The sequence below is a fragment of the Motilibacter deserti genome (genome assembly GCF_011250635.1).
In the GTDB taxonomy this organism is placed as follows: domain Bacteria; phylum Actinomycetota; class Actinomycetes; order Motilibacterales; family Motilibacteraceae; genus Motilibacter_A; species Motilibacter_A deserti.
Window position 1 is genome coordinate 122,946 of record NZ_JAANNP010000005.1, and the last position, 12,721, is coordinate 135,666.

Sequence of the window (12,721 nt, forward strand, 5' to 3'; positions counted from 1 at the left end):
AGCTGCAGGTCAGCGCCCCTCGCCGGACATCCGTCGTTCGGGCTCCGGACATCTTCGCTGCGGCGTGTCGAGCACGACACGCCGCGTACCCTTCGGCAGCCGGTGCGTGCGCCCGCGCCGCCGTGCCCGATCCCGTCGTCCGACCGTAGGGGCTTCCCCAGTGCTCTTCGCGTCCGCAACGCCGCGCCACGCCGTCCACCCGCGCCACACCCGGTTCCTGGTCCCCGCCGTCGCCGGCGCTCTCGGCCTCAGCCTGCTGACGGTCCTGCCCGACGCGGGCCCGGCGGGAGCCGTCCCCGCGCGCCCGGCGCAGGTCGGCCCGGCGCCCGAGGTCTCCCCCGAGCGCAGCGTCCCCGGCTACGCCGCGGTCGACCAGCGGGTGGCCAAGACCACCGCGGACCAGAGCGGCTACGAGATCGTCGTCCGCGTCCCGACGCCCGAGGGTGGCGTCGCGCTATGGGGCGACTGGGAGGGCGACGGGGCCTGGACGCCGGCGGCGTACCTCAACGGGACGTGGACGTTCTGGGCGGTCGCCGTCGGCAAGGCCCCCGCGCCGGCACGCACGGTGCTGCTCGGGGGTGCGGGCGACGTCCCGGTGGTCGGCGACTGGGACGGCGACGGGCGCAGCGACATCGGCGTCTACCGCGACGGCGTGCTCACCCAGCAGGTGCTGCGGCTCGACGGGTCCGTCGCTCGCACGACCCGGCTGCGGTACGGCCGGCCGGGCGACGTGCCCGTCGTGGGCGACTGGGACGGCAACCGCGTGGACGACATCGGCGTCCGCCGCGGCGACACGTTCTACCTGCGGGCGCCCGCCGCGCGGCTGCAGCCGCGCCCTGCGCCGTCGCCGGGCGCCTCGCCCTCCGCCTCCCCCACGACACCCCCTCCGCCGCCGCCCGCCGTGCCCGGCATCCCCGCCGGCGGCGTCGTGCTGAAGTTCGGCTCGGCGAGCGACGAGCCCGTCGTCGGCGACTGGAACGGCGACGGCCGTGACTCGGTGGGCACGGTGCGCGGGCGCACCTGGCTGCTGCGTGACGACTTCCTCGCCAGCGCCCCGACACGTCGCCAGATCGTGCCCCGGCTCGACGGCATGGTGCCGCTGCCCTGGCGTACGCCGGCGGGCGAGACGGCGTCCTCCTGCCCCTGGGCGGCGGCCAAGCGCGTGCAGCGCCGGCTGGACGCCAACGCGGCGCTGGTCACGCCGGCCGTCGGGCTGCGCCAGGCGATGGGCGACCAGGACGCCGCGGGCAAGGCGCGCTCGGCGCTGCTGACCGCGCAGCGCTACCTGCTGGGCGCGGGCTACATGTCCCAGACCGTGGTGCGCCAGCCCTACGCCGACCTCTTCGCCCCGTGGCAGCCCAACCAGATCGAGTACGCCGTCCGCATCCCCGCCATGCGCGCCCTGACGCTGGCGGTCGGGCTCTCGACGAGCGGCTACGACGAGGGCCTGGTCGGCGTCCCGGCCGAGCGGGCGCAGGAGTACGTCTCCTGGCTCGTCCGCTCGATCTCCTGCGAGCACGCGGCGTTCACCCCCGGCGGCTGGGGCTACGGCTGGCAGACCGCGCACTGGGCGATGCTCGCCGGCCTCGCCGCCTGGCTGACCTGGGACGAGCTGCCGCCCCAGGCGCGGGAGTACACCGCCACCATGATCGTCGCCGAGGCGGACCAGCTGCTGACGGTGGGCGTGCCGTACTGGAAGGACCGCGGCGGCGCCGAGCTCTCCCCCGGGGACACGAAGGCCGAGGAGAACTCCTGGAACGGCGCGCTGCTCGGGCTGGCCGCCGCGATGATGCCGTCGCACCCGCACGCCCGGCTCTGGCAGCGCAAGGCGGTCGACTACCAGGCCTCGTCGTTCGCGACCCAGTGGGACGCCCAGTCCAGCCGCCGCGTCAACGGGGTCCGCATCGGTCAGCGGCTGAGCGGCTGGAACGCCGACCCCAACGGCACGGTCGTCAACCAGGGCCTCGTGAGCCCGGACTACATCTCGACCGTGCAGCAGAACTGGTGGAACGCGGCCTTCGCCCGCCTCGCGGACAACGAGGCCCCCGAGGCGGCCTACGTCAACGCCGACCTGGTCTGGAACGCGTTCACCAAGGAGCTCTACACCCGGACCGACCCCGACGGCACGGTCACGACGAGCACGATCTACCGCCCCGACGGGCAGGTCTTCTTCCCGCAGGGCTCGCGCTGGGGCACGATCCGGCGGGCGCAGTTCGCCAGCCTCGACGCGTTCCGCCTCCTCACGACACAGGACCCCGCGGCGCGCGAGGAGGCCTGGGACCTGCTCTCGATGCACCTGGACGGCCAGCTGGCCCTTCAGGCGCGCAACCCCGACGGGCGGACCTTCCAGCCGGGCGAGGACAACTACCCCGGCCGTGAGGAGTACGCGGCGAGCATGCTCGCCATGGCCTGGCTCGGCGTCTACCTCGACGGCTGGCTGCCGATCGACAGCCGGGACACCGGCCCGTACGCGGTGCTGCCGCCGATGACGAAGGCGCAGCTCTCCCGGCAGTCCCTCGGGCAAGCGGCGCGCATCGAGCCCGTCGCGCCGGTCGGCCCGGTCGCGCCGTCGCTGCCGCGCGTCAGCCCCTGATCCAAGGCCGGGCCCGGGGCTGACCGCCCCGGGCCCGACGCTTAGGCCGCGATGTAGACCGCACGCCCGCGCACGACCGTGCGCAGGCAGCGCGGGACGGGCACGCCCGGCGTGAGGTCGGGCAGGCCCGGGACGCCCGAGCGCGGGTCGGTCGACCAGTTCGACACCCGCAGGTCCGGCGCCTGCACCAAGAGCTCGCCCGCCTCCCACACGGCGTACGTCGCCGGCGCGCCGGGAGCCAGCACCCCGGCGTCGTCACGCCGGGCGGCCCGCCAGCCGCCCCGGGTGTGGGCGGTGAACGCGGCCCGGGCCGAGAGGCCGGAGCCCGGCGTCGAGTGGTGGGTCGCGGCCCGGACCGCCTCCCAGGGGGCGAGCGGGGTGACGGGCGCGTCGCTGCCGAGGGCGAGCACGACGCCGGCCGCGGCCATGGCGGCGAACGGGTTGAGCGCCCGCGCCCGCTCCCGACCGAGCCGCTGGGCGTACATCCCCGTCTCCCCGCCCCACAGCGCGTCGAAGGCGGGCTGCACCGAGGCGCTGACGCCCAGCCGGGCGAGCCTCCCCACGGCGTCCGCGTCGGCGAGCTCGACGTGCTCGAGCCGGTGGCGTCCGGCCCGCAGCGGCCCCTCGCCGACCACGGTGGCGGCCTCCTCGAGGCCGGCCAGCGCGACGTCGAGCGCGCCGTCGCCGATGACGTGGAAGCCGGCCTGCAGCCCGCTGCGGGTGCAGGCGACGACGTGGTCCCGGACCTGCGCGGCGGTGAGGTACGCGGCGGGCGCCGCGGTCCCGTCCGCGTACGCCGCGCGCAGCGCCGCGGTCCGCGAGCCGACCGTCCCGTCGACGAGGATGTCCCCCGCGGCGCCGATGGCCCCCACGCCTTCGGCCGCCTCCGCGCCGCCGAGCTCCCCCCAGTAGCCGAGGACGTCGGGCAGGGCGCTGTCCTGGGCGCTGAGCTCCAGCAGCGCGCCGAGGTCGTCGAGGCTGCTGAACGCCGGCCCGGCCATCTCGTGGACGCAGCCGATGCCCAGGGACGCGGCGTGGCGGAGGGCGGCGCGCTGTGCGAGCGACCGGTGCGCGGCGGGCAGCGCGTCGTGCGCCCAGCGGGCCGCCGCGGCGTGCGCGCTGCCGGTGAGATGGGCGGACTCCCACGGCCCGCGCTGCGGGTGGGCCGCGGCGAGGCTGCGCAGCGCGGCGGACGAGGCCAGGGAGGCGTGGGCGTCGACCCGGGTGAGCAGGACGGGACGGCCGCCTGCGGCCTCGTCCAGCTCCTCGGCGGACGGCAGCCGCGTGTCGGGCCACGCCGTCTCGTCCCAGCCGGAGCCGAGGACGGGCCCGACGGACTGGGGGCCGGCCGCCTCGCGCGCGGCCCGCCGCACCGCGTCGAGCAGCTGTGCGGCGCTGCGGGCCGGGCGTACGTCGAGCCCGATCAGCGAGAGCCCGGTCCCGGTCGTGTGCACATGGGCGTCGACGAAGGCCGGGGTGACGAGCGCGCCGTCGAGGTCGACGAGGTGCGCGCCCTGCGGCGCGGACGCGCGCCCGGCGGCGTCCTGCCCCACCCAGGCGACGCTGCCCTCCACCACGAGCATGGCGGTCGCGAAGGGGTCGGCGGGGCTGTGGACCGAGCCGTTGTAGAGCAGGACCGCCCGGGGCAGCGGCTCGAGGGGCTCGGGCGGGGGGTAAGCAGGCACGGGAGGCATCCTGCCCCCGGCCCTCCCCGCGCCGTGCCGAGGGGAGGGCGGCCGGTGACGGCCGGAGCGTCAGCCCCGACGGTCGCGGAAGACCTCGGTGACCCAGACGAGCCCGCCGGACTGGACGACGGCGACGCCGACCTCGTCGAAGCGGCGGTCCAGGATGTTGGCCCGGTGCGGCGCCGAGGCGTAGAGCGTCTCCGAGGCCTGCGCGGCCGAGCCGGCGTAGGCGACGTTCTCGCCGACGCGGGCCCAGCAGCACAGCGTCGACAGGCCGCTCGAGTGGTAGAGCTTGCCCGGGCCGGCCATGGCCTTGGAGTGCTTGGCGGCGTAGGCGTTGAGGTCGGTCCGGGCCTTGAGCGGGGCGAGCCCGTGCGCCCTGCGCGACGCGTTGAGGTCCGCGAGCACCTCCTTGGCCAGTGCCGCGTTGCTGCGCTTGACCGGGGCAGCAGAAGCGGTTTGCGTCACACCGGCGATGGGAATGACGACAGAGGTGGCCGCGAGCGCGGCGACCAGAAGAGAGCGCATGCGTGCGCGGGGGGCGGGCCGGGTCACGGTCACGTCCTCACAGGTTTCGGTCAGAAGCGGTTGGATCCTTACACACCCGTGTTACATCGGGTGACACCTGGGCCTCGGCGCGTGTCTGCCCGGGCTTGAGTGGTTTGTCCCTCGAGCTCGGTCACGGCGGACGGTCAAGGGGGGGTTCCGCGCGGCCGTCAGGCCGGCTCACGCGTCCAGCACGACCAGGTCCCGCGGGCGGGCGTTGAGCCGCTCGGCCCCGTCCGCGGTGCAGACCACGATGTCCTCGATGCGGGCGCCGTGCCGGCCCTCGACATAGACGCCGGGCTCCACGGAGAACGCCATCCCCGGCTCGAGCAGCTGCAGGTTGCCCGCCACGATGTAGGGGTCCTCGTGCGTCTCGAGGCCGATGCCGTGCCCCGTCCGGTGGATGAACTTCTCGCCCCAGCCGGCCTCCTCGAGCACCTCGCGGGCGGCCCGGTCGACCTCCTCGCACGGCATCCCCGGGCTCGCGGCCGCGCAGGCGGCCTCTTGGGCGGCCTGCAGGGCGCCGTAGTAGGCCAGGAAGTCGGCGGGCGGCTCGCCCACGGCGTACGTGCGTGTGCTGTCGGAGCAGTAGCCCTCCTCCGTCGTGCCGCCGATGTCGACGACCACCGGGTCTCCGGGCGAGATCACGCGGTCGGACACCTCGTGGTGGGGAGACGCGCCGTTGGGGCCGGACGCGACGATCGCGAAGTCGGCCCGGACGTGCCCCTCGGCCAGGATCGCGTCGACGATGTCGCGGGCGACCTCGCGCTCGGTCCGCCCGGCGCGCAGCCACTCCCCCACGCGGGCGTGCACCCGGTCGATCGCGGCGCCGGCGGCGCGCAGCGCCGCGACCTCGGGCGCGTCCTTGCGCATCCGCAGCTCGCGCAGGACCACGCCGGCCGCCTCCTGCTCGGCGTTGGGCAGCGCGCGGCGGAACTCGAGCGCCTTCACGGCCCACATCCGGTCGTCGACCGCGACCCGGTTGGCCCCGGGCACCGTCGCGGCCACGATCGCGTAGGGGTCGTCGGTCTCCTGCCACGTCGCCACACCGAGCCCGAGCGACCCGATCGGCGAGGCGAGCGCCGCGGCCCGCTCGAGCTGCGGGACGACCACGAGCGGCTCGTCGTAGGCGCGCACCACCAGGCACGTCAGGCGCTCCAGCGTCACGGCGTCGTAGCCGGTGAGGTAGCGCAGGTCCGGGCCGGGCGTCACGAGGAGCGCGTCGAGCCCGGCCTCCAGCGTGGCGGCGCGGGCGCGCTCGAGCCGGCCGCGCAGCGCCGACACCCGGTCCACCGCGCCCTCGCCGGAGGGGCCGGACGACGACACGGGGCTGGCGGATGCGCTCATGGGCCCCACCGTAGCGAGCCGGGTGTGCGAGGGTCGGGTCGTGGCGCAACGGCTCCTCGCTCTCGACTCCCCGTCGCTGTACTTCCGGGCCTTCCACGGCATCCCGGAGTCGGTGACCGCGCCGGACGGCACCCCGGTGAACGCGGTCCGCGGCTTCCTCGACTTCGTGGCCCGGCTGGTGAAGGACCGCCAGCCGACGCGCATCGTCGCGGCGATGGACGCGTCCTGGCGCCCGGCGTTCCGCGTCGCGGCCATCCCGTCCTACAAGGCGCATCGCCTCGCCGAGGGCGACGCCGAGCAGGTCCCGGCCGGGATCGTCCCCCAGGTGCCGGTCATCGAGCAGGCACTCGACCTGCTCGGGATTGCACGCATCGGGGTTCAGGGGTACGAGGCCGACGACGTGCTCGGGACGGTCGCCGAACGGGCTGGCTGCCCGGTCGACGTCGTGACGGGCGACCGCGACCTGCTGCAGCTTGTCGACGACGCCCGCCACATCCGCATCTGCTACACGGTCCCCAAGGGCGTCGGCGCGGCCGAGCCCTGGGACGAGGCCAAGGTGAGCGCGAAGTACGGAATCCCCGGTCGGGCGTACGCCGACTTCGCGACGTTGCGCGGCGACCCGTCGGACGGGCTGCCCGGCGTCCCCGGCGTCGGGGAGAAGACCGCGGCCACGCTGATCACGAAGTTCAAGACGCTGGACGCGCTGCTCGCGGCGCTGGACAGCGGCGACCCGGCGATCGCCGGGTCGGTGCGGACGAAGCTGTCGGCGGCGCGGGACTACCTCGCCGCCGCGCCCGTGGTCGTGCAGGTGGCGCAGGACGTCCCGCTCCCGGAGTACGACGACACGCTCCCCACCGCGCCGAAGGACCCGGAGGGGTTCGCCGCCCTGGTGGAGCAGTGGGGCCTCGGCGGGTCCGCGGACCGGCTGCTCGCCGCGTTGGCCGAGGCACGCTGAGGCGCTGGCGCGCGCGTGGGGCGTCTTCGCGTCCCGGCCACCCGCTGCGGCCGCATCATCGCTACGTCCGGCTCATGGCCCGCGTCACACCCGCGACCAGGGCGGTCGACAGGATCCACCCCGCGGCTGTCACGAACCAGGTCCACCACCGGACGTACGACCCGGGGATCCACGCGTCCTGCTGGCGGAAGTCGATGATGGGCAGCAGCGTGTCGAAGGAGTACACCCAAGGGTTGAAGACGGGCACGTCCTCGCGGGCGGCGTGGAAGTGCTCGGGGTGCCCCAGCATGCAGACCAGTGCGCCCAGCAGGCCGAGGAGGACGAGCCAGCCGACGGTGCGCTCCGGGCGGTAGCCGAAGGCCACCGTGGCCCCCAGCGTGCGCGACCACACGCGCCCGAACACGTTCTTGCGCGCTGCGCCGAGCTGGTGCTTGCGCATCTCGATCAGGACGTCCTTCGACACCTCGGGATGTCCCGACTGTCGCAGAGCGGAGGCCAGCTGTTCGTACGGCTGCGCGGCGAAGCGGGTACCGGTGGGCAGCATCGCGGCGAACGCGGTGGCGGGCTCGCCCTCGATCGCACGGTAGGTCAGCCCGTTGACCTCCGGCCCCGAGCGCAGGAACACCGGGTTCACCTTGAGAACCGCCATCGAGGCGTGGCTCAGGTCGAGCCGGCCGTCCGCTCGCGCGGGGCTGAGATAGGTCGGGCCCGTGACCGTGAGACGCCTGCAGTTCACCGATCGGTCGAACTCGCTCTGCGTGGCATTGAGCCCGCCGAACACGCAGTCCGGCAGTGCGACGCTCCCGGTGAAGGTGGCGCGGTCCAGCAACAGGCTCCGCGCCTGCAGCCCCTCCGCCTCGAGGGACTGCGGGGTGCCGTGGAACGCGCCGCCGCGCAGGTTGACCACTCCCCCGACACGCGCGCCGAAGAGGTGGACAGCGCCCGGTGCGACGAAGTCGTTGAGGTAGCAGGCACCTTCGATCCGGGCGCCGTTGAGGAGCACGGTGTCGGCCTGCACAGTTGAGGCCTCGCGCGGAAGCGCGCCGTCCTCGCCGGGCGCGTCCTGGATGCAGCTGAGGCCGGTCAGGCGCACGTCGCCCTCCGCCCTCACGCAGTCCATGGCCAGGCGGCCCCGGATCGTGGGCCTGCTCGACGTCGAGGGCCGGATGGAGCCCTTGACCGTGGACCGGGTCAGGTCGACAGCATCGGACGCGGTCACGCCGACGGTTCCCGCGAGCACCACGTCGCCTTCGACGACGGCATGCTGCGCCGAGAGCGTCCCGTTCATGACGAGCCGCTCCTGCAGGACGAGCGAGCCGCCCACCTTCAGGCGAAGGGCGGAGAATGCGTCCCCCTCGCCGGCCTCCCACCTCCCGCCGAGGAGCAGGTCCCGGCCGACGGACCCACCCCACAGCCGGACGCCGCCCACGAGGTGGAAGCCGTCGTTCAGGTGCATCGCGCCGGCCACCGTGATGCGGTCGCACAACACCGAGAAGAAGCCGAGCGGCCCCTCGACGTCGGCCCGCGACAGATCGAGGTCACCCCCGAGGCGCGCGTCCTGCAGCACGAGAGAGCCCTCGATCCGCAGGCTCGAGTCGCTCTCGAAGGATCGGACCACGTCCATGCTTCGCGCGCTGAAGGCGCACGGGGCGGGGGCGGCTCCGCCCTCGCCTGCCTTCTCCTCGCGACACCGGAACGTCCCGCCCAGCATCGCGCGGTTCGCGCTGGCGTGATCGAGCACGACCGTCCCCACGACGTCGCAGTGCGGGCCGAGGCGCAGCAGCCCCGCGCACTCCAAGCCACCGGCGAGCAGGGCGTCGTCGTGCTCACCCGAGCGCAGCCGCAACCTCTCCACGTCCAGCGCCGAGACCGACCCACGCTCCAGCTGCAGCGTCCCCTGCACATCCAGGCTGGTCGCCATGAACGAGCCGTCGAGCCGAAGGTCCCGGAACTCGAGCGCGACCCGCTCCGGGTTGTCGAACGTCGCTCCGCTGAGGTCGATGAACTGCCCGATCGTCGCTCCCTGCAACGACGTCTCGCCCTCGCAGTGGAACCCGTCGGTCAGCAGCACGCCACGGCGGACGTCGAGCAGGAACGCCGTCAGCGCGGGCTTGCCTGCTCCAGCGCTGATCTGTGTGCCCGCACAGTTCAGCTGCCCTGCGATGCGCGCGCCCGCCAAGCGGACCTCGCCGGTCACGTGACAGTGCTGCAGCTCCAGGTTGTGAGTGAGCGCGACCGAGTCGGCGCTGAGCCCGCGCAGGTGGCAGTTGGTGATCGTGATCGACGATCCGGATGCGTCGTCGAAGACGACGGGGTCCTCGAAGTAGCAGTGGTCGGCGGTGAAGCCACAGACCAGCTCTCCCCTCGACACGTCGAGAGCACCGCGAATGCGTAGTCCGCTCAGCCGGAGGCCGGCGGGGTGCGGCGGCTGATCACCACACGAGCGCCCAAGGAGCAGGGCCTCGATGGTCGTCGCAGCAACGGTCCTGTCGGGGGGCCACTGCCGGCCGAGCGCCACGTCCCCGACGTCTTCCTCGGGACCGAGGACCCTGCCGGAGCTGAGCGAGGCGAGAGCGTCGGCCGCCCTGATGCCTCCGGTTCCAGCAGGCGCGGTGTCCCTCGGCTCGGGCACCGTTCTCGTAGCGTCCATCGCTCAGCGCCCCCCGGCGAGGCTTCGGTCTGCCCGTCGGATTTATCGCGGGCCGATCCACGCAACCGCCGACCAGAGCCGTTGTCAACGGCGGCCTGGGCGGACCAGCGCCAGGGCTGCCCCGAAGGGCACCGCGAAAGCACCGCGAGTGCTGCGCCTCACGCCACGCTGGAGTACGCCACCACCCCGCGCCGCACCTTGTCGATCGCCTGCCGGGCGGTGCCGCGCACGGACGAGCCCTCGGGGGCCGCGTCGGCGAGCTGCCCGAGCAGGTCCATCAGCTGCTTGCACCAGCGCACGAAGTCGCCGGCCGCGAGCCCGCTGTCGGCCAGGACGGTCTCCAGTCGGGCGCCGGACGCCCAGCGGTAGGCGGCCCAGGAGAAGCCGAGGTCGGGCTCGGAGGTGAAGTCGAGCTTGTAGTCGTCCTCGATGGCGTCGATCTCGCCGAACAGCCGGACCGTCTCCTGCAGCGCGGTCCTGGCCTGGCCCTCCGGCAGCCGCGGCGCGCCGACGTCGTCGGACGAGCGCGACTCGTAGACGAGCGCGGCCGCGCAGGCCGCGAGCTCGGGCGCCGACAGGCCCTCCCACACCTTGGCCCGCAGGCACTCGGCGGCCAGCAGGTCCAGCTCGGTGTAGAGCCGGCCGAGCCGCTCCCCCGCCGGCGTCACCCGGTCGTCCTCGAGGTAGCCAAGCGACTCGAGCAGGTCGCAGACGCGGTCGAAGGTGCGCGCGATCGTGTGGGTGCGCGAGGCGACCCGGCGCTGCAGGACGCTCGTGTCACGGTCGAGCCGCGACGCCCGCTCCGCCCAGCGTGCGTGCTCCTCGCGGTCCGGGCAGCGGTGGCAGGGGTGCTCGCGGATCGCCGTCCGGAGCCGCGCGATCTCGGGGTCGTCCGCGGCCAGCGAGCGCGACCGCACCGGCCGCCCACCCTCGGTCGCGAGCCCGGTGTTGCGCAGTGATGAGGCAAGGTCGCGGCGCGCCTGCGGGCTGCGCGGGTTGAACCCCCTGGGGATCTTCACCCGGTCGAGTGCCTCGACCGGCACCGGGAAGTCGGCCGCCGTCAGCTTGCGCACCTGCCGGTCGAGCGTCAGCACCGTCGGCCGCGGTCCGTCGAACCCGCCGACGAGCCCTGGGTCCAGCACGACCGCGAGCCCGGCCCGCCGACCGCTCGGGACCAGGATGACGTCGCCCGGCTTGAGCTTCTCCAGCGACTCGGCGGCCTGCGCGCGGCGGTTGGCCGCTCCGCGGCGGGCGAGCTCTGCCTCGCGGTCGCTGAGCGCGCGCCGCAGCCCGGCGTACTCGGAGAAGTCGCCGAGCTCGCAGGACATGGCCTCGCGGTAGCCCTCGAGCGCGGCCTCGTTGCGCTGGACCTGGCGGGCCAGGCCCACGACCGCCCGGTCCGCCTGGAACTGGGCGAAGGAGGTCTCGAGCAGCTCGCGCGAGCGGGGGCGGCCGAACTGCCGGACGAGGTTGACGGCCATGTTGTACGACGGGCGGAAGCTCGAGCGCAGCGGATAGGTGCGCGTCGACGCCAGCCCCGCGACGGCCGCCGGGTCGAGCCCCGGGGTGAAGAGCACCACGGCGTGGCCCTCGACGTCGATGCCGCGGCGCCCGGCCCGCCCGGTGAGCTGGGTGTACTCCCCCGGTGTGACATCGGCGTGCGTCTCGCCGTTCCACTTGACCAGCTTCTCGAGCACCACCGAGCGCGCCGGCATGTTGATGCCGAGGGCGAGGGTCTCGGTGGCGAAGACGGCCTTGACCAGGCCGCGGACGAACAGCTCCTCGACGATCTCCTTGAACGTCGGCAGCAGCCCGGCGTGGTGGGCGGCGATCCCGCGCTCGGCGGCCTCGACGAAGTCGGCGTAGCCGAGCACGTTGAGGTCCTCGTCGGGGATGATCGAGCTGCGCGCCTCGACGATCGTGCGCACTTCGAGCGCCTCCGCCGGGGTGTTGAGCCGCAGGCCCGCGTGCAGGCACTGCTGCACCGCGGCGTCGCACCCGGCCCGGCTGAAGATGAACGTGATCGCCGGCAGCAGGCCTTCGGCGCGCAGCCGCTCGATCACCTCGACCCGGGACGCAGGCGCGGCGCCCCGGCCGCGCGGCCCGCCGTTGCCCCTGCCGCCGCGCGAGAAGCTGCGCTCGGACATCCGCTGCTGCTGCTCGCGGGCGACCCGGGCCACCTCGGGGTTGACCTTGCGCTGCTCGTCGTCGACGAACAGGTCGTAGAGCCGGTCGCCCAGCATCACGTGCTGCCACAGCGGGACGGGCCGGTGCTCCTCGAGCACCACGGTGGTGTCGCCGCGGACGGTCACCAGCCAGTCGCCGAACTCCTCGGCGTTGCTGACCGTGGCCGAGAGCGAGACGAGCCGCACGGACTCGGGCAGGTGGAGGATGACCTCCTCCCAGACCGCGCCGCGGAAGCGGTCGGCGAGGTAGTGCACCTCGTCCATCACCACGAAGCCCAGCCCGGCCAGCGTCGGGCTGCCGGCGTAGAGCATGTTGCGCAGGACCTCGGTCGTCATGACGACGACGGGCGCCTCGCCGTTGATCGTGTTGTCGCCGGTGAGCAGGCCGACGGTCCCGGCGCCGTAGCGCTCCACCAGGTCGTGGAACTTCTGGTTCGACAGCGCCTTGATCGGCGTCGTGTAGAAGCACTTGCGCCCCTCGGCGAGCGCCAGGTGCACGGCGAACTCGCCGACCACCGTCTTGCCCGAGCCGGTGGGCGCGGCGACGAGGACCCCGTGGCCGGCCTCGAGGGCGCGGCACGCCTCGAGCTGGAACGGGTCGAGGCCGAAGGGGTAGCCGGCCTGGAAGCGGCCGAGCTGCGTGCGCTCGTCCGCCTGCCTGCGCCGGGCCGCGGCGAACCGCTCGGCCGGAGAGCTCATGGATTCAGCCTACGTGTCACGTTCCGGGCATGACGAAGGCCGGCCTCGCAGGCGTACCTG

7 protein-coding genes are annotated in these 12,721 nt (G+C 74.3%); 2 read left to right on the forward strand and 5 right to left on the reverse strand.

Annotation, left to right across the window (positions count from 1 at the left end; translation table 11 throughout):
* Window positions 1-160 precede the first annotated feature (160 nt).
* Window positions 161-2,593 (forward strand): FG-GAP repeat domain-containing protein, encoded by a 2,433-nt coding sequence (locus G9H71_RS11150; RefSeq protein WP_166281742.1) that lies wholly within the window; start codon window positions 161-163, stop codon window positions 2,591-2,593.
* Between the two features lie 41 nt (window positions 2,594-2,634).
* On the opposite strand, the gene G9H71_RS11155 is transcribed toward G9H71_RS11150, so the two are convergent.
* The 3 genes from G9H71_RS11155 to G9H71_RS11165 form a co-directional block, all read right to left on the reverse strand.
* On the reverse strand, window positions 2,635-4,278 hold the full coding sequence (locus G9H71_RS11155) for an amidohydrolase (RefSeq protein ID WP_331272907.1): 1,644 nt from the start codon (window positions 4,276-4,278) through the stop codon (window positions 2,635-2,637).
* A gap of 69 nt (window positions 4,279-4,347) precedes the next feature.
* Window positions 4,348-4,746, reverse strand: a complete 399-nt coding sequence (locus G9H71_RS11160) for a CAP domain-containing protein (protein WP_166281746.1) — start codon at window positions 4,744-4,746, stop codon at window positions 4,348-4,350.
* 258 nt (window positions 4,747-5,004) lie between these two features.
* A complete protein-coding gene (locus tag G9H71_RS11165) occupies window positions 5,005-6,171 on the reverse strand; it encodes a M24 family metallopeptidase (protein ID WP_166281748.1) in 1,167 nt (388 codons plus the stop codon).
* On the opposite strand from G9H71_RS11165, the gene G9H71_RS11170 reads away from it, so the two are divergent.
* Window positions 6,170-7,126, forward strand: coding sequence for a 5'-3' exonuclease (locus tag G9H71_RS11170; RefSeq protein WP_196791973.1), 957 nt, complete (start codon window positions 6,170-6,172; stop codon window positions 7,124-7,126). The two genes, G9H71_RS11165 and G9H71_RS11170, sit on opposite strands and share 2 nt — an antisense overlap.
* 61 nt (window positions 7,127-7,187) lie before the next feature.
* Here G9H71_RS11170 and G9H71_RS11175 read toward each other — a convergent pair whose 3' ends face one another.
* Together G9H71_RS11175 and G9H71_RS11180 are read right to left on the reverse strand one after the other, a co-directional pair.
* A complete protein-coding gene (locus G9H71_RS11175; protein ID WP_166281752.1) occupies window positions 7,188-9,497 on the reverse strand; it encodes a hypothetical protein in 2,310 nt (769 codons plus the stop codon).
* 437 nt (window positions 9,498-9,934) lie between these two features.
* Window positions 9,935-12,661, reverse strand: a complete 2,727-nt coding sequence (locus G9H71_RS11180; RefSeq protein WP_166281754.1) for a DEAD/DEAH box helicase — start codon at window positions 12,659-12,661, stop codon at window positions 9,935-9,937.
* Window positions 12,662-12,721 lie beyond the last annotated feature (60 nt).